This window comes from Bradyrhizobium sp. B097, assembly GCF_038957035.1.
Lineage (GTDB): Bacteria > Pseudomonadota > Alphaproteobacteria > Rhizobiales > Xanthobacteraceae > Bradyrhizobium.
In genome coordinates this window covers 3,441,803-3,457,990 of sequence record NZ_CP152412.1, presented here as the reverse complement: position 1 = coordinate 3,457,990, position 16,188 = coordinate 3,441,803, and the positions used below count along the sequence as shown (strand labels likewise).

The window sequence follows — 16,188 nt, the reverse complement described above, 5'->3', positions numbered from 1 at the left end:
CAGCGAAACCCATCAATTGCATCCGGACTGTGAAGTGATGGGTTTCGCTTCGCTCTACCCATCCTACATCCGGCCACCATACGTCCCCACTGGCGGCGGACGAACGATAAGAAGCAGCGCCGCGGCAGGAGGAAACATGCGCGAGGAATTCTGGTTTCACTTCCCGTTTCGCGTCCGCTATTCCGAGGTCGACGCGCAGGCCGTGGTGTTCAACGCGCACTACCTGACCTACTTCGACACCGCGATAACAGAGTATTTCCGCGCGCTCGGCTACGACTATCTCGGCGAGGTGGCGCGGACCGGAATCGACTTTCACACCGTGAAATCGGTGGTCGAGTACAAGGCGCCGATCCGGTTCGACGAGGACATCGAGGTCTGCGTGCGAGTCGCGCGGATCGGCCGTTCCTCGATCGTGCTTACCCTCGCGATCTTCGCCAAGGGCTCCGAGGACCTGCGCGCGACCGGCGAAATCATCTGGGTTGCGACCGACCAGAAGACCCATCAATCGGTCGCCGTGACGGAAGACCTGCGCGCGCTGATTGCGAGCCGGGAAACGGCGCTGGCGTAGATGCAGGCCTTACGGGGTGACCAAAGTGCGGCTCTCGGCGTCCCAGCGCCATAGCCGGTCATTGGCCAGCTCGGTGCCGCCCCACCAGCGATGGATCGGGTTGTGCTGGCTGAAATCGCCGGAGCCCGCGACGATTGCCCTGCCGAGGCCGGTCAGCGCGAGCCGGCTCCGCTTGTAGCGTTGGTGACGTTCCGGGTCCTCGTGCATGTCGAGATCGAACGGCCCGTCATCGAGGCCGGAGATGGCAGGCATTGGACAGTGAGCCAGCCCGTCCAGCAAGGCCCCCGTTTCCCAATAACCGAACGTCCGCCGGCGATTGGGTTTCTCGTGCCCGGGAAACAGATCGTACGGATGGACCTGTCCCGCTGACAGCAGCCCCAGCATTCGCATTTCCGTTGCGCCGAGCGCGGAGCTACGCCCGGGAAGTTCTTCCAGCAGCGCGACGACTGAATTTCGCAATTGCGGAAGCGCGCGCAGATTGTGCGTCAACAGATTGAACCAGCTTTCCGGCGTTGATGCGCGCCAAGCGGTCCACGCGTCGCTAGCGGTTTTGAGATGATGGCTACGGATGGGCGCGAGGCGCGGCGGCCAGGCGGCTAATTTAGCCGGCTGCTGCTCGCCGATGGCCTGATCCGCTTGCAGTATCACAAGCCTTGTTGTGACGCCCGCATGCGGGCGCAAGTGATCCAGCAGCCAGATCAATTGCAGTTGTGAGTTCGGATCGGGATCGACCCAAAGGTCGACGGCATCAAAGAGCTCGCAAAATTCGATCAATCCGAGACCTTGACGATGCGCGTCCTCAAGCAATCCGCCGGTGAGATTGTCCAGCCAGTGTGCTCCGGCGCGGTGCGAAGCCGCGCGCGGCGAGCACAAGGCATCCAGTTCGCTTGATGCCGGCAATTTTCCGCAAACGAACCGCAGCTCGACGCCAACGACGCAATCGGCGAGCCGTGCGACCTTCAGCGCGCCAGCGCCGCTATCAGTGAATGTGAGGATGAGTCGGCTCATAACAGCTCATTCGCGGTCACGGGATTCATCGGTCCAACTTGCTGAACGACACATTGTGAGCCTCCGGCTTCGATCCAATGCGTAGACCTATGGAGCGACCAGGGTGCGGCTCTCGGCATGCCAGCGCCACAGCCGGTCATTGGTCAGCTCGGCGCCGCCCCACCAGCGATGGATTGGATTGTACTGGCTGAAGTCGAGCTCGCGATCCGACACTTCGCGGCCGAAATCGGTGAGCGACAGCCGACTGTACAGGAGCCGTTCTCGTCGGGCCTTCAAATCGTCTGGCCCCTCGATCTCGGCGGGGAATCCGGTCAGGACCGGCGATGGACAATAAGCGAGCCGGTCCAGGATCAGCTCCGCTTCCTGAAAATCGAACACGCCGCGTTCTCTGTTCAACTCGCTTGAAAGGACTTGTGGCCTTGCCTCGCCTTCGGCGACGAGATCCAGCATCCACAACTCGGACGCGCCGAGGCCGGTTTCCTGCCCGGGAAGCTCTTCAAGCAGCGCAATGAGGGCCGCGCGCAACTGCGGTATCGCCGACAGATCCTGCATGAGAAGGTCGAAACAAGGCTCGGGCGTCGGAGCACAATAGGCATTCCAGGCGCGACTGGCCAATTCCAACCGATCATCGGTTACCGCAAGTGCCGGCAATCGCCATTTCGCCGAGCTCTCGCTTCGGTATATGCCGATCTCGACATCGGTCTGGACCAGACTGAGCTTCGCTACGACGTGCCGGTGCGGACGGAGCACGTCGAGCAACCAGACCAGCACCAGCTGGTCGTTCGGCCGGGGATCAGCCCATAGCTCGACGCCGTCGCAACGCTCGCAGAGCTCGACAAGACCGACGTCCCGACCGATCGAGCCAGTCCATCTCGAACTGGCGAAGTCGAGCCAGTGCGTGTCGAAATGGACATGCTTTTCGGAACGCGCTTCCAGGAGGGTCGCGAGCTCAGCTGATGAGGGCATTTTCCCCCAAACGAAGCGCGGTCTCAAACCGACGACGATATCGGCCCTTCGCGCCTGTCTCAGGCGGTAGCTCGCGAGATCGCTTGTCGCAAGGATCAAACTTGTCACGATGCGCGAGGCTCCCACTACGTGCTATGGCCAGTCACCGCCGGACTCCAGCGCCAGAGGTTGTCGTTGGTGAGGTGCGTGCCGCCCCACCAGCGATTGATCGGATTGTGATCGCTGAAGTCCGCCTTGTGGGCGAGCACCGCCTTGCCAAACTCTGTCACCGACAAGCGGCTTCGCCGGAAGGCCTCCAGGCGACCTTTCGCATTGTTCGGGTCGATAGAGCGCAAGCCATCGTCGAGCCCGGCGATCACCGGCTGCGGTCCATGCGCAAGGCCCTCGAGCAGCCTGCCGATTTCCATGTCGTTGAAGACGCCGCGCTGGCGAAAGCCGCGGAGGTAGAATAGCGCGTTGGTCCCCATGAATCCCGCCGCGATCAGCTCCAGCAGTCGCATCTCGGTCGCGCCTAGTCCCGATCTGCTCCATGGCAGCTCACGAAGCAGATCAAGCAGCGCCGGCCTCAGCAAGGGAAACGCGCTCAGGTCGCGGTGCACCACATCGAAACACGTCTGCGGAGTTGTCGCCCGATACGCCTGCCAGCACATGCTTGCAGTCTCGATATCCACAGCTCGGATGTTAGCCAGCGGGACCTCGTTCCAACCGCGCCATGCCGGGTCCATCGTTAGCAGGCTGAAGCCGACTTGACGCAATTTCAGCTTCGCTAACATGTCCGGCTGAGCATGAAACTGGTCGAGTACCCAGATCAACTGCAGCTGATCGTTTGGATCAGGGTCAAACCACAATTCGATGACGTCGAACGACTGGCAATAATCGTTGAACGCGAGGTCCTTCCAAGTTGCGCGCTTCGCGGACGGGGAAATCCAATCCGACCAATGATTCCCCGGCTTCTGGCCCGCTCGCACGCCGAAATAGGCCGCCAGCTCTTGTGACGAAGGCAGCACGCCCCAGGCGAAGCGAAATGAAAGCGGAAGCACCGCGTCGCCCAGACCTGCGCGTTTCAGGTCGAGCCCGGATGGATTACCCAAGATCAGGCGCTTCACCGCATCAACTCACTGAACACCGGCTACAAAACCAAACAGGCGCCGAAGACGTCGGCAACTCAACGTCCTCAGCGCCCGCTTGCAGCGAAATGATTTGATCGTTCGAGCATGATCTTTTCGGAAAACCGCTTCGCACTTTTCCGGATCATGCTTGAGGCTTACTCCTCGGCGGGCTCTTCGCCCTCGGCATCGCGCTCGGGCGTACCGGCAAGGATCTGCTCGGCGATCAGGCCGGAGTTCTGGCGGATCGCAGCTTCGATCTTGGCGGTGATGTCGGGATTCGCCTTCAGGAACGCCTTGGAGTTCTCGCGGCCCTGGCCGAGCCGCTGGCTGTCATAGGAGAACCAGGCGCCCGACTTCTCGACGATGCCGGCCTTGACGCCGAGGTCGAGGATCTCGCCCATCTTGGAGACGCCTTCGCCGTACATGATGTCGAACTCGACCTGCTTGAACGGCGGTGCCAGCTTGTTCTTCACCACCTTGACGCGGGTGGTGTTGCCGACCACCTCGTCGCGCTCCTTGATCGCGCCGATGCGGCGAATGTCGAGGCGGACCGAGGCATAGAATTTCAGCGCATTACCGCCGGTCGTGGTCTCCGGCGAGCCGTACATCACGCCGATCTTCATGCGGATCTGGTTGATGAAGATCACCATGGTGTGGGATTTGTTGATCGAGGCGGTGAGCTTGCGCAGCGCCTGGCTCATCAAGCGCGCCTGCAGGCCCGGCAGCGCATCGCCCATCTCGCCCTCGAGCTCGGCCTTCGGCACCAGCGCCGCGACCGAATCGATCACCAGCACGTCGACCGCACCGGAGCGCACCAGCGTGTCGCAAATCTCCAGCGCCTGCTCGCCGGTGTCGGGCTGCGAGATCAGGAGCTCGTCGATGTTGACGCCGAGCTTGCGCGCATAGACCGGGTCGAGCGCGTGTTCGGCGTCGATGAAGGCGCAGATGCCGCCCTTCTTCTGGCCTTCCGCCACGGTGTGCAGCGCCAGCGTGGTCTTGCCCGACGATTCCGGCCCGTAGATCTCGACGACACGTCCCTTCGGCAGACCGCCGACGCCGAGCGCAATGTCGAGCCCCAGCGATCCCGAGGACACCGTCTCGACATCCATCGAACGGTCGTTCTTGCCGAGCTTCATCACCGAGCCCTTGCCGAACTGACGCTCGATCTGGGAGAGCGCGGCTGAGAGGGCCTTGGACTTGTCCATGGAGGATCCTTCGACGATACGCAGTGCAGTAGCGGACATTTGGGATGTGCTCCTTATGGCGGGGATTCGCTAGCGGGAAAAACGGGCGATGCGATCAGGCGGAACGCGTTTGTTGATAGGAACCTCGTACCACGTTTGTTCTATGTTCGCAATATGTTCTTTTCGGCGTATCAGCGTTGTCCGCGTTTAAGCCCCTGTGTCTTAGTTTGAATTCTAGAGTGTCCTGAATCCGATTAAGCGAACGGAAACCATAGCTTAGCCAATGTTCTCAGTAGGACTACCGAGAAAGCCTATTCACTGTTCTGGGCTTATAAATTTCGATTGGACGCCATCCGTTCCTTGCTCGGGGTCGTCCCGCTCGGCGGATTTAGAGGCGGACGGAAAGGACCTGCGACCGACGAATACCAGGAGAGCGCCGGGGATAGCGAGTAGTAGGGCGTATACCAAGAAAGTTGCCTCAGTCCCGATGCATTCCGCGTCGCCAGTGCACGAGCTAAGAACCGACAAATATATTGCCGAAGATACGAGTCCGAGCGCTCCCATTAGCGCGGTTGCCCCAACGTAGAACGCCGTCATTCTGGCGATTGTCATCTAGTTCTAGCCTTAGAGGCCGCCTCTTCGCTCGCGAATCGAACGGCACGCTTCCGCGCGACCTCAGCGCCATCGGCGACGCCAACGCGATGAAGCGCCGAGGCAGCGCGGTCCGGACTGATCGCCGTGATAGCCAATTTGGGACATGTCCCGTGGCACAAATTGTATAGGCTCCCAGCTATCAGGATTTTGCACACCTTCGTGGGGCTAGGGCCAGCGCCGTCCGCAAGCATTTCAAGCGGGCGGCGTTGTGCTGTCAGGCATCAGCCCAGATGAACCCGGGCGGATCCGAACACGCCGACGGAAGCCGTTATCGAAGCGTTTGAGCGGCGGCGCGGCGCGATCCGTAGTTCTCCGGGGCAGAACAAAGTTCCGCGAGCAGGCGGCTCCGCCTTCGTCTCGACCTCATCAGATAATCAACGAGTTACCGAAGGATTTGGCGAAGCCGGATCACGATTGGCACAATCTGCATACTACCTTGGTACCCCTCCTGACGCCCAAAAAAACTACGTAGCGTTCGAGGGAAGACTCGGGTTCCGGCAGTGTTCGTAACATTGACTTGTCCGGCCGACGCACCGATTGCGCATCGCGAGGCAAGGCGACGCCGCCGGCGAACGGATCCACTTCGGGATCCGCAACGACGTCCAAAGGGGCGCGACGATTCACTCCATCCTTTGACGGGTGTTAATTATTAGTACAACCTTTGATTTAAATATCGACGACCGCCATTCATTCGCGGAACCGTTCCAGATGATTCACAAGGGCGTCGAATTCAGCGTCACGCAGCTCATGCCCGGCGTCTGGAAATGGCGTTTCCAGATCGGCGATCGGGTCTTCACGGGCAAGACCGAAGCAAAGCTCGACCTGTTGGCGATCCGCCGCGTGCAGCTGCGGATCGACCGCGAGCTGAACAATCTCGGGCTCGGACGGACCCGGGGGCACCGCGATCAGGACTGAGGCGCAGTCTGTCCGGCAAGCCGGCGAGCTTCAGTCCGCGCTGGCCAGCCGCCGCATCGTGAACTCGATCTCGCCGCCGGGCAGCTCGCGCCAGCTCTCGACCGCGCTCATATAGGCGGCCTTCGGGTAGCGCTTGAGAAAGTCGCGCGCCCGCAGGCGGGCCTGGTCGCGCGGAAGGCTGAAGGTCTCGCGCAGATAGCCGTCATCCGGCTTGCGCCGCTCGGCCATCCGGCTGGCGAGATCGCGCGGACGAAACACCATTGCCGCAACTCCGGAATAGAGCCCCGTTCCGATTGAATCGGAACCGGGCTCTAGATTCTAGTTTTGACGCGTTTTCTTCACGCGAACCGGTATCCACTTCGCTCGAAAACGCTCCAACTGACGACGCCCCCAACATAGGGGCGGCGCCACAAGAATCCGAGTCTGCGGGAAACCGGCGAAGCCGGCCCGAACGGGGCCTACTGGCTGCGCTGCGCGGAGCCTCCGGGCTGCGCGGAGCTCCCGGTCTTGGTCTTCGGCTTGGCGGGAGGATGAGCAGCCGCCTTCGGCGCATCGCTGCGCACCGCGCCCCAGGGATCGGCCGATCCCTTGGCATCCGGAATTTTGCTCAACGAGTCCTTGTAGGCCTTGTCGTTGATCGCGTCCCGATCCTTCTCCTCCTGGGTCTTGGTCTTGACCTCAGGCATCAGATTGACGTTCGGCATTTGCGCATAGGCCGGCGCCGACAGCAGCACCGCAACCGCAACTGCGCTCAAAACTCTCATAAGAACGCTCCATGCATTTTCGTCAGCGGTATATCACCCCAAGAAAGCCGCCGCCAAGCGCGCCCGTCCCTGCCCTAGAGGTGGTCTGACTTGCAGGATTTCGGCGACTGCATCCAGTCGTCCCAGATCGGCCCGCATCGCGTGCAGCCACCAAGCGCAAGCCCGACCGCGATCATGCCGCCCAGCAATACCAACCTGCGGAACATGGACGCCCCCACCACTGACGAGGGGCAATTGGGCGCCGAAACTGGGGCATTTTCAAGCCGGGCACGGCGCTTGCAACGCCGCGCAAGCGCGTCGGACAGCAGCGCCGGCGCGCCCGAGCGCAGCGTCCGCGCGATGGTTTGACCGGGCGGCCCCCCAAACTACACTGCGCAACAAAGCAGAAAAGGAATCGACGACATGACTTTGGCGATGAGCTGGGACGAATGGACGCGGCACGACGGGACGGCGCTCGCCGAGCGCGTCCGGAACGGCGAGCTGACGCCACGGGAGCTCGCGGCGCAGGCTGCCGCCGCCACAGCCAAGGTCGATCCCGCGCTCTCCGGCGTGGTCGAGCTGTTCGACGACGTGATCGCCGATCCCGCGCGCGACGGCGCCGATCTCAACGGCCGGTTCGCCGGCCTGCCCTTCCTGATGAAGGATCTCGGCCCGACGCTGAAGGGCCGGTTGCAGGAGATGGGCTCGCTGATGATGCGCGGCAACCGCGCCGCGGCCGACACCTTCCTGACCACGAAGCTGCGCAAGGCCGGTCTCAATTTGATCGGCCGCACCACCACGCCGGAGTTCGGGGTCTGCAGCTCGGCCGAGAACCCCGCGGTCTATGTCACGCGCAATCCCTGGGACACCGACTACACCACCTGCGGCTCGTCGGCCGGCAGCGCGGCGATGGTCGCCGCCGGCGCCGTCCCGATCGCACATGCGACCGACGGCGGCGGCTCGATCCGGATTCCGGCCGGCGTCAACGGCAATATCGGGCTGAAAGTGTCGCGCGGCGTGTTCTCGCTCGCGCCGCATCTGTCCGATCTCACCGGCCTCGTCTCGATCCAGGGCTGCCAGTCGCGCTCGGTGCGCGACACCGCAGCCTTCGTCGATAGCTGCCGTGGCCCGGCGCCCGGCGAGTTCATGCCGTTCTGGACACCGCCGGAGCCCTATACAGCGATGATCGCGCGCGACCCCGGCCGGCTCAAGATCGCGCTGTCGCACACCTGGGGCGACTATCGCGCGACGCCGCACATCGCAGCCGAGCTCGAGCGGGTCGGACGTTTCCTCGAAGGCCTCGGCCATCAGGTCGATTACGCACTGCCCTCGATCGACTACGCGGAAGCCTTCGCGGCGCAGACCACCTGCTACATCAGCAATTTCGCCGTCGTGATCGGCAACATGCTCGCGGCGCGCGGACTGACGCGGCCGCCTGCGGACCTGATCGAGCCGATCAACATCCGGATCTGGGAGCATGGCCGCGACTTTAGCTTCGCCGACCGCGCCCGCATGCAGGCCGTGTTCAACACCACGGCGCGCGGCTTCGGCGCCTTCTTCGCGGATTGGGACATCATCCTGACGCCGATCACGGCGCTGCCGACGCCGAAGATCGGCACCACGGAATATCTCACCATCAGCGACAACCCGTCGGTGCTGGACTGGTTCGGCAATCTCTGGCGCAACTTCGCCTTCACGCCGCTCGCCAATCTCTGCGGCATCCCGGCGATCTCGCTGCCGCTCGCGACCAACGAGCACGGCCTGCCGCTCGGCATCCAGGCGATCGGCAAGCAGGCCGATGACGGCCTGCTGCTACAGCTCGCCGCCCAGATCGAACGGGCGATCGACGGCAAGTGGAATGACGGCAAGACGCCCGACGTGCATGTCACGCGCAACTAGTACCCGGAATCCTAAATTCGTGAGACACCATCGTCATTGCGAGCGAAGCGAAGCAATCCATCTGCCCGCATATGCGGAGGCATGGATTGCTTCGTCGCTGTCGCTCCTCGCAATGACAACCGAACGCGATTCACATTTCAGCGATACTGAGTACTAGAACAAGACGGGCAACAAGAGAGGAAACGGGACGCCATGCAGCAGGCCAATGAATTCGGGATCGACGACGCGAAACGCGTGCTCGGCGACGTCTTTGCGCCCTGGGTGCAGGACCTCAATCTGGCGGTCGAGCAGTTCGACGTTGCGCCGCCCGCCGGTGGTAATCCCGACTGGCAGCCCGGCGCGATCCTGCGCATGCCGTTTTCCGAGCGCTTGTGCCGCAACGGCGGCATCGTCTGCGGCCAGGCGCTGATGGCGTTCGCCGACACCGCGATGGTGCTGGCCAATCTCGCGGCCAACAAGGGCTATCGTCCGATGACGACGGTCGACCAGACCACGCATTTCATGCGCGCGGTGACCGCGTCCGACGTGCTGGCCGACGCCCGCGTGGTCAGGCTCGGCCGCACCATGAGCTTCGGCCGCGTCACGCTGCTCTCCGCCACCGACAACAAGCCGGTGGCGATGGTGTCGAGCGCGTTCGCGATGCTGCCGGGATAACTACTTACCGAGCACGGCCTCGGCGGCGTTGACGATGCTGATGGTCGGATTCTTTCCGCAATAGGTGCCGAACTTCTTGGCGCTCTCGACGAACACCTCGGTGTCGATGATCGCCTCGTCGGAATCGCCCTTGTACCAGCCATCCATCCAGACCAGCACCATCTTGATGGTGTCGTCGCCGCCTTCGACGAACTGCTTGCAGGTCATGGTCGAGAGATCGAGGACGGTGGCGTTGGCCGGCGCGGACGACAGCGCGAGTGCAGTGGCAAGCATGATCGAGGCAGTGATCTTCATCGCAATCTCCTTGGGCAATGATCTGAAAATGAACAGGCGCCGGAAGCCCCGGCGGCTCCGCTCGCGACCTCGTAAGTGAAGCGTCGCGACGAACGCAAGCGAGACATCGCGCAACTTTGCCTGCACGTCGCTTCAGTGCACGGATTGAGAATTCGTGTTCGTGATTTGTGACGGGTCGCGCTAAAGCGTGATGAGAACAGGGCGCGTACTAGCGAGGTCCATGTCGCTCTCAGAAACCGACCTCGGCGATGCTGTGGTGAATGTCCGCTCAGGGCCAGGAGCGGACTTTCCCCTCTAGATCGCCTCCTCCATGCGAAGCTCCCGTCTTCGGTCGTATGTTGCGATCATCTAGTCCGTCCCTCCACCGGGTCATGACTTTTTCTTGGTAGCGCGCCTCGTCAAATCTGACGCGGTCGGGACCCTCGATTGCGAAAATATCGTCCTGCGACGCGACGGCTTTCAGAAAGCGATGCGAGCGAATGTCGAGATTTACTAACCCTCCACGGTACGCGAAATGGCTGTGCAGGTACTCAAAGGAGAACATCGCAACACAGTAGTTGTCGAAAGTCTCGAATTTCAGAAAGTTAGCGGCCTCGCATTCGTCTAAGGTCATAACGGGTTCAAAAAAGATTTTCGATCGGCCGGGAAGGCGAGTTGTCCAATGAGGCGGGTTCGGCTCGTAAAGCGGCTTCAGAGCACCAACTTGGTTCAGCACTCCGGCAGGCCATTCCCAGTGCCCTGAACCCTCGACATAGAACGCCTCATGCAGCGTGCCATTTTCATCAGGAAGCGATTGGAGCCAACCTTGCTTTCGGTCGAGATCAATCTTTCGGTAAACCTCGAACAGAAGCTCGTATACGAGCGCGGCCACTGTCGCGTTTTGCATTCCTTGACCTCTGAATACCGTTCGAGTTCAGCCGTTACGACTATACGGCAATTCCTTAGAAATTCGTCGAGTTGCTTTGTTAAATGTCTGCTTCGGGTCAAATGCGGCGGTCGGGGATCGTTGGTGAGAAGTCCGGACTGCACCCAACAACGGACCAGTCGGAGGCGGCGAAGTTGGTCCACAGGGCGACATCCCCGCGGTCCACGCCGCGCGCCCGGATTTCCTCTCGGAAGCGATATCCCGGATGAGTCCACCCCCCAGGTTCAATTGCATCCGCGAACAACCTGCGCTCCCTCTCTGGTTGCGGTAGGGCAATCGCATAAGACCCTTCAGCGGCTACGGAGGTAACTCGGCCTCGTGGTTCGAGACGCGCCGCAAGCGGCGCTCCTCGCCATGAGGGTCTACTACTGTGCCGCAAAACAAGACCCGTCATCCTGAGGAGCCGCGCAGCGGCGTCTCGAAAGATGGCCGCGAGGACGCTGCCCGACAGATTTTTTAGTATGCGATTGCCCTGCCGGTTGCGGGGGAAGATGCAGCGAATGCCGCCAAGCCGATTCAACCTGAATTCATCGCGCCTTAGCGGAGCGAGGGCGGCGCTTGCATCATTTCTGAATATTAGAAAAATACCCCTGAGTTGCCCGACGTGTCAAGTTGCTTTTCGAACGCCGGCAGCCGCCGGCACCTTTGCATGGGGTTGTTTTCGATATTTTGGAGGCGCGCACCTGCAGCAGGGAGCACCTAAGCGGATCGCGAGCGACGGCTGTGCCGCCAGCGCCACAACAGCGCAATGAGGGCCACGAGCACGAGTCCGGCGGCCACAGCCTTGGCGGTGAACCGCCCGCCGGGCCGATCGATCAGGCAGGTCCACAACGATGCCCCCTCGCCCTGGCGCGGCAGGCGAAACGCCACCACGCTATCGCCGATCGATGTGCCGGCCTCGGAATGGCCGCCGGCGCCGATCACGACGTACTGCTCGCCCTTCCAGAGATAGGTCATCGGATTGGCGACGCCCGGCACCGGAAGCCGGCCGAGCCACAACTGCCGGCCCGACCTCGCATCGAACGCGCGCAGATAGGCATCCATCGCGCCGGTGAACACCAGTCCGCCCGCGGTGATCGCGACGCCGTTGACCAGCGGCGTGCCGGTGTTGAGCGCGATGCCGAGCGGCGCGAGATCCTCGCTGGTGCCGACCGACGTATGCCAGAGGATCTTGCCGGCCTTGAGATCGACCGCCACCGTCTCGCCCCATGGCGGCTTGTTGCAGGGCGACCCGGCCGCCGACTTCGCCAGCGCCCGCGACATCGCGAACGGTGCGCCTTCCTGCTGGCCGAATTCATGGCCCGGCGGCGGATTGAAGCCCTTGGCCTGGTCGCGCGGAATCAGGGTGACGATGTGCGCCGCATGACTGACATTGGCGTAGAGGATCTGGTTGACTGGATCGAATGCCGCACTGCCCCAGTTCACGCCGCCGCCGGTCATCGGATAGATGATCGTGCCCTGCGTCGACGGCGGCGTGTAAAGCCCCTCATTGCGGGATTGCGCGAACAGCTTGTCGCACGCCGCGCTGCCGACGCCCGGCAGCAGGCCGCCGACATCATCGGCCGTCATCCGCTGCGTCAGCAGCGGCGGCACATGGGTCGGGAACGGCTGTGTCGGCGACAGTGTCTCGCCTTCGGCGCCGTTCTGCGGCACCGCGCGCTCCTCGACCGGCCACACCGGCTTGCCGGTGTCGCGATCGAGCACGAACACAAAGCCCTGCTTGGTCGGCTGGATCACGACATCGCGCATGCCGTTGCCAGTGTCGATCCGCGCCAGCGTCGGCTGTGCCGGCAGGTCGTAGTCCCAGACGTCGTGATGCACGGTCTGGAATGCCCAAGCGAGCTCCCCACTCTCGATCCGCAGCGCGACGACGGAATTGGCGTGCTCGTCATTGCCCGGGCGCTTGCCGCCCCAGAAATCAGGGCTGGGCGATGTCGTCGGCAGGAACACCAGGCCGCGCTCCTCGTCCACCGACATCGGCGCCCAGACGTTGCTGTGGCCGGCCTCGACGCTGTCATGCACGAGCGGATCGAAGGTCCAGCGCGGCTGGCCGGTCCGTGCATCGAAGGCGCGCACCACGCCGACCGGCGCATCGACCCGCCGGTTGTCACCGATCGCGGATCCGACCACGACCACACCGCGTCCCGTCACCGGCGCCGACGTGATCTGAAACTCGCCCGGCCATTCCAGCTTCATCCCGGCGTCGATCTTGATCTCGCCATTGTTGCCGAAATCGGCGCAGGGCTTGCCGGTCCTGGCATCGAGCGCGATCAGGCGCGTGTCATTGGTGCCGGTGAAGATGCGCGACTTGCAGGCCGCACCATCAGCCGCGCGATCATCGGTCCAGTGCGCGACGCCGCGGCAGACAAACCGATTGGCCGGCCGCTGCGCCATGCTGATCTTCGGATCGAAACGCCATTTCTGCGCACCGCTGCCGGGATCGAGCGCGATCACCTCGTTGAACGGCGTGCAGAAGATCAGGCTGTCCTCGACGAACAGCGGCGTTACCTCGAACTTGGTGCGTTTCATGACCTCGGGCGGGCGCGCGTCGAGATCGCCGGTGCGGAATTCCCAGCCGCGCACCAGCGTGCCGACATTGTCTGACGTGATCTGCGTCAACGGCGAGAAGCGCTGTCCGCCGCGGTCGCCGCCCCAATACTCCCAAGCGAACGCAGGTTGAGTACACAGCAGCAGCGCGACGAGCAGGCGAAACAGCGACCGCATTGCGTCCTCCCGCGAGATGCGACCATCAAACGCCGCATCTCATGCGGGAAAACCCTTTACGCGATTGGCGCGTCAGTATCCACCCCTGCGATAGCCGCCGCCATAATGGCCGCGATAACCACCGCCGCCGATGCCGATCCCGATTCCGATCGGCGGCCCAACCGGCTCGTAGACCACGGCCGGAGGCGGCCGACGCACCACCACGACATCGTCCTCGACCACGACGCGCGGCGGGCGCTTGCCGGCGCGCCGCGGCGGATCGGGATCGGCACGTTTCTTCACGGGCGCTGCGGCCTTCTGCTGCTCCTGCGGCGGCGCGGCGTTGCAGGGACAGGTCGGCGCCGCCAGCGCAACGTTGGTCGCGGGCACGCTGAGCGCAGCGGCCGGTGTCAGATCGGGACGGTAGCGCAACCGTTCGATCATCTTGCGCGCGGTCGCTGTCAGATCGCTGTCGGGGTACAGCACGAGGAAGCTGCGATAGGCCGCCGCCGTGTTGGCGAGGATGGCATCGTTCCAAGCCACCATGCGGCGATGCCGGTCGAGCCAGTCGCGCGCCTGCAGGCCGCGCGGCGTGCCGGCGAAGATCGCGGCGAAGGCTTCATAGGCTTCATCGGTGCCGTCGACCACCATCAGCTCGTTTGCAACCTCGATCGGCTTGCCCTGCAATTCGCGCTTCCATTCGTCGACGGTGCGCTTGGCCGGCGCCGGCGCGGCCGCGGGCGAGGCAGACGAACCTGCCATGAATCGGAAATCGTCGGTGAGCGACGAGGAGTCCCACGGCGTCTGGCGGCCATCGGTCGCCTTGTTCACCGCAAGGCGGACGCGCTTGAAGGTGTCCTCGATCGGAATCCCCGGCTCCTTCGCCGAGGCCAGCAACGCGGTCGTATAGGGGCTGTTGGCGCCGCTGCCGTCCTCGGCTTCGGCGCCCGGTGACGTCGAAAACGAGACAAAGGTGCCGGGCGCGCCGATCTTGGCATCAATGATGGCAAGCCCATGTCCAGCGGTCTTGCTGAGTTCCGGGAAAGGATTGTTGCGGCAGGCATCGAGCAGCACGATGCGCATCCGGCTCGGCACCGAGGTCAGCGTGTTCAGGATGTCGTTGAGGCGAACCGCCTGGATCGGGATATCGGCCTCGCGCTTCGGATCGACATCGACCGGCACCAGATAGTTCTCGCCATCGATCTGCAGGCCATGCCCGGCATAGAACACCAGCGCCACGGTATCGGCGCCCTTCGCCGCCACCTGGCCGGCGAAGTCGCTGATCCTCGCGCGCATCTCGTCCTGGGACAGATCCGATGCCGTCGTCACGGCAAAGCCGGCGTCGGTCAGCATCTGTGACATGGCCCTGGCGTCGTTGGCGGGGTTGGGAAGTGCAGGCACCGACTTGTAGGCGGACTGCCCGATCACCAGCGCCAGACGGCTTTCCGCCCATGCCGGCACGGCACCGAACAGGATCGCAGCCGGAACGATCAGGCTGAAGAGGGAACGGCGAAGCATGGCGGCCTCCGACAATGACATCGGAGATGGGTCGATAGCCGTCAGGTGGAGGTTCATGCCGTGCGGCAATCTGCTGCCGCCGGAACCGGTTCTCACGCCGGAATCGTCGCGGGATCGGATGGGCCCAGCTATTTCGGCTTCTTGGCTGGATCGGCGGCCGGCTTGGTGACGCCCCAGGGATCGTATTTCTCCTTGGGCTCGGGGATACGATCGAGTGCGGCCTTGTAGGCCTTCTCGTCGATCTGGGGCTTCTTCTCCGTCTTCCTATCGTCGCCCCCGCCGCCTCGCCGGCCCTGGGCCAGGGTCGGTGTCGCGATCAACGCCAGAATGACGGCAGCAACCGTGAAGCTCTTCATGTCAGTCTCTCTCCCCCGCCGCCGTAGAAACATCCGGCAACACCTCTACCCCAAGATAGCTTGTCGCTCGACATTTGTTGATCGACAAAGCGCCGCGCGATGCGAATTCAGCGCCACCAGGGGGGCGCAATATGGGCGGCGGCACATTAAATTAGCTCAATGGGACAGGGACAAGTACAAGTGGCGGCGCTGCTGGCCGGCGCCGCCTTGATGTTGAGCGGCTGCGGGCTGGCGGACAGCCACGCGGTATGGCCTGACGTATTGAAGGTCAAGGCCACCGAGCCGGCGCCGCTCGAAACGCCTCCAGACCTCAAGCGGCTGATGGCCGGCAAGCTGGATTCGGTGTTCACAGCCGGCTCGCAGCCGACCCATGTGCGGGTCTCCGCTCCGCTGCACGACCCCCGCGGCACCGGCTGGACCGCCTGCGTGCGCGCCGAACTGACTTCGGTGATCGGCAAGCCGCTCGGGACGCAGACCTATCGCGTCTTCATCAATGACGGCGCGATCTTCGATCGCCGGCAGGTGGAGGCCGACGACAACTGCGTGACCGAGACTTACGAGCCGGTCGAAAGCTCCGTGACGGCCGAAGCGCAACGGAGCCCCAAGCCGTAGCGTCTTCATGCGCAGCGCTGTCAGCGCATCGTTGTGAGCTCTCGCGATCTCCGGCGCCACGTTGTCGCAACCACCAAAGC

At 63.1% G+C, this 16,188-nt stretch carries 17 protein-coding genes; 6 read left to right on the top strand and 11 right to left on the bottom strand.

Going from position 1 to position 16,188, the window contains the following annotated elements; translation table 11 throughout:
* Positions 1–136 precede the first annotated feature (136 nt).
* Positions 137–568 carry a thioesterase family protein gene (locus AAFG07_RS16060; RefSeq protein WP_342728120.1) on the top strand — a complete coding sequence of 144 codons (432 nt, stop codon included), beginning with the start codon at positions 137–139 and terminating at the stop codon, positions 566–568.
* Between the two features lie 9 nt (positions 569–577).
* Here the strand turns inward: AAFG07_RS16060 and AAFG07_RS16055 are convergent, their stop codons facing one another.
* From AAFG07_RS16055 to recA, 4 genes are all read right to left on the bottom strand, one after another.
* Positions 578–1,576 (bottom strand): hypothetical protein, encoded by a 999-nt coding sequence (locus AAFG07_RS16055; RefSeq protein ID WP_342728119.1) that lies wholly within the window; start codon positions 1,574–1,576, stop codon positions 578–580.
* A gap of 87 nt (positions 1,577–1,663) precedes the next feature.
* On the bottom strand, positions 1,664–2,668 hold the full coding sequence (locus AAFG07_RS16050; protein WP_342728118.1) for a hypothetical protein: 1,005 nt from the start codon (positions 2,666–2,668) through the stop codon (positions 1,664–1,666).
* The gene (locus AAFG07_RS16045; RefSeq protein ID WP_342728117.1) at positions 2,668–3,648 is read right to left on the bottom strand and encodes a hypothetical protein; all 981 of its coding nucleotides are present in this window, start codon (positions 3,646–3,648) and stop codon (positions 2,668–2,670) included. Before AAFG07_RS16045 ends, AAFG07_RS16050 begins: the two co-directional genes overlap by 1 nt.
* 158 nt (positions 3,649–3,806) lie before the next feature.
* A complete protein-coding gene (gene recA, locus AAFG07_RS16040; protein WP_212310002.1) occupies positions 3,807–4,895 on the bottom strand; it encodes a recombinase RecA in 1,089 nt (362 codons plus the stop codon).
* A gap of 1,302 nt (positions 4,896–6,197) precedes the next feature.
* Between recA and AAFG07_RS16035 the strand changes: the two genes are divergently transcribed.
* The gene (locus tag AAFG07_RS16035) at positions 6,198–6,404 is read left to right on the top strand and encodes a hypothetical protein (RefSeq protein WP_092115349.1); all 207 of its coding nucleotides are present in this window, start codon (positions 6,198–6,200) and stop codon (positions 6,402–6,404) included.
* A gap of 30 nt (positions 6,405–6,434) precedes the next feature.
* Here the strand turns inward: AAFG07_RS16035 and AAFG07_RS16030 are convergent, their stop codons facing one another.
* Positions 6,435–6,665 carry a hypothetical protein gene (locus AAFG07_RS16030; protein WP_342728116.1) on the bottom strand — a complete coding sequence of 77 codons (231 nt, stop codon included), beginning with the start codon at positions 6,663–6,665 and terminating at the stop codon, positions 6,435–6,437.
* A 197-nt stretch (positions 6,666–6,862) separates the two neighbouring features.
* Positions 6,863–7,168, bottom strand: coding sequence for a hypothetical protein (locus tag AAFG07_RS16025; protein WP_092115351.1), 306 nt, complete (start codon positions 7,166–7,168; stop codon positions 6,863–6,865).
* A 90-nt stretch (positions 7,169–7,258) separates the two neighbouring features.
* Here AAFG07_RS16025 and AAFG07_RS16020 point away from each other — a divergent pair, with 90 nt between their 5' ends.
* The 3 genes from AAFG07_RS16020 (at position 7,259) to AAFG07_RS16010 (ending at position 9,700) form a co-directional block, all read left to right on the top strand.
* Positions 7,259–7,516 carry a hypothetical protein gene (locus AAFG07_RS16020; protein WP_342728115.1) on the top strand — a complete coding sequence of 86 codons (258 nt, stop codon included), beginning with the start codon at positions 7,259–7,261 and terminating at the stop codon, positions 7,514–7,516.
* Between the two features lie 54 nt (positions 7,517–7,570).
* The gene (locus AAFG07_RS16015; RefSeq protein ID WP_342728114.1) at positions 7,571–9,046 is read left to right on the top strand and encodes an amidase; all 1,476 of its coding nucleotides are present in this window, start codon (positions 7,571–7,573) and stop codon (positions 9,044–9,046) included.
* A 192-nt stretch (positions 9,047–9,238) separates the two neighbouring features.
* On the top strand, positions 9,239–9,700 hold the full coding sequence (locus AAFG07_RS16010; protein WP_342728113.1) for a PaaI family thioesterase: 462 nt from the start codon (positions 9,239–9,241) through the stop codon (positions 9,698–9,700).
* Here the strand turns inward: AAFG07_RS16010 and AAFG07_RS16005 are convergent, their stop codons facing one another.
* The 5 genes from AAFG07_RS16005 to AAFG07_RS15985 all read right to left on the bottom strand — a co-directional run bounded on the left by AAFG07_RS16005 (position 9,701) and on the right by AAFG07_RS15985 (position 15,496).
* Positions 9,701–9,994: an HdeA/HdeB family chaperone gene (locus tag AAFG07_RS16005; protein WP_342728111.1), complete on the bottom strand. Its 294-nt coding sequence runs from the start codon at positions 9,992–9,994 to the stop codon at positions 9,701–9,703.
* 268 nt (positions 9,995–10,262) lie between these two features.
* Positions 10,263–10,880, bottom strand: a complete 618-nt coding sequence (locus AAFG07_RS16000; protein WP_342728110.1) for a hypothetical protein — start codon at positions 10,878–10,880, stop codon at positions 10,263–10,265.
* A 738-nt stretch (positions 10,881–11,618) separates the two neighbouring features.
* Entirely contained in the window at positions 11,619–13,643 is a 2,025-nt protein-coding gene (locus AAFG07_RS15995; protein WP_342728109.1) for a pyrroloquinoline quinone-dependent dehydrogenase, read from the bottom strand.
* 72 nt (positions 13,644–13,715) lie between these two features.
* Positions 13,716–15,140, bottom strand: coding sequence for a caspase family protein (locus AAFG07_RS15990; RefSeq protein ID WP_342728108.1), 1,425 nt, complete (start codon positions 15,138–15,140; stop codon positions 13,716–13,718).
* Positions 15,141–15,268: 128 nt separating this feature from the next.
* On the bottom strand, positions 15,269–15,496 hold the full coding sequence (locus AAFG07_RS15985) for a hypothetical protein (RefSeq protein ID WP_097676049.1): 228 nt from the start codon (positions 15,494–15,496) through the stop codon (positions 15,269–15,271).
* Between the two features lie 180 nt (positions 15,497–15,676).
* On the opposite strand from AAFG07_RS15985, the gene AAFG07_RS15980 reads away from it, so the two are divergent.
* The gene (locus AAFG07_RS15980; protein WP_342728107.1) at positions 15,677–16,108 is read left to right on the top strand and encodes a hypothetical protein; all 432 of its coding nucleotides are present in this window, start codon (positions 15,677–15,679) and stop codon (positions 16,106–16,108) included.
* Positions 16,109–16,188: the final 80 nt, after the last annotated feature.

Coding starts and splice junctions, on each gene's coding strand:
- AAFG07_RS16060 (WP_342728120.1), top strand. CDS start 137: ATGCGCGAGGAATTCTGGTTTCACTTCCCGTTTCGCGTCCGCTATTCC.
- AAFG07_RS16055 (WP_342728119.1), bottom strand. CDS start 1,576: ATGAGCCGACTCATCCTCACATTCACTGATAGCGGCGCTGGCGCGCTG.
- recA (WP_212310002.1), bottom strand. CDS start 4,895: ATGTCCGCTACTGCACTGCGTATCGTCGAAGGATCCTCCATGGACAAG.
- AAFG07_RS16035 (WP_092115349.1), top strand. CDS start 6,198: ATGATTCACAAGGGCGTCGAATTCAGCGTCACGCAGCTCATGCCCGGC.
- AAFG07_RS16030 (WP_342728116.1), bottom strand. CDS start 6,665: ATGGTGTTTCGTCCGCGCGATCTCGCCAGCCGGATGGCCGAGCGGCGC.
- AAFG07_RS16025 (WP_092115351.1), bottom strand. CDS start 7,168: ATGAGAGTTTTGAGCGCAGTTGCGGTTGCGGTGCTGCTGTCGGCGCCG.
- AAFG07_RS16015 (WP_342728114.1), top strand. CDS start 7,571: ATGACTTTGGCGATGAGCTGGGACGAATGGACGCGGCACGACGGGACG.
- AAFG07_RS16010 (WP_342728113.1), top strand. CDS start 9,239: ATGCAGCAGGCCAATGAATTCGGGATCGACGACGCGAAACGCGTGCTC.
- AAFG07_RS16005 (WP_342728111.1), bottom strand. CDS start 9,994: ATGAAGATCACTGCCTCGATCATGCTTGCCACTGCACTCGCGCTGTCG.
- AAFG07_RS16000 (WP_342728110.1), bottom strand. CDS start 10,880: ATGCAAAACGCGACAGTGGCCGCGCTCGTATACGAGCTTCTGTTCGAG.
- AAFG07_RS15995 (WP_342728109.1), bottom strand. CDS start 13,643: ATGCGGTCGCTGTTTCGCCTGCTCGTCGCGCTGCTGCTGTGTACTCAA.
- AAFG07_RS15990 (WP_342728108.1), bottom strand. CDS start 15,140: ATGCTTCGCCGTTCCCTCTTCAGCCTGATCGTTCCGGCTGCGATCCTG.
- AAFG07_RS15985 (WP_097676049.1), bottom strand. CDS start 15,496: ATGAAGAGCTTCACGGTTGCTGCCGTCATTCTGGCGTTGATCGCGACA.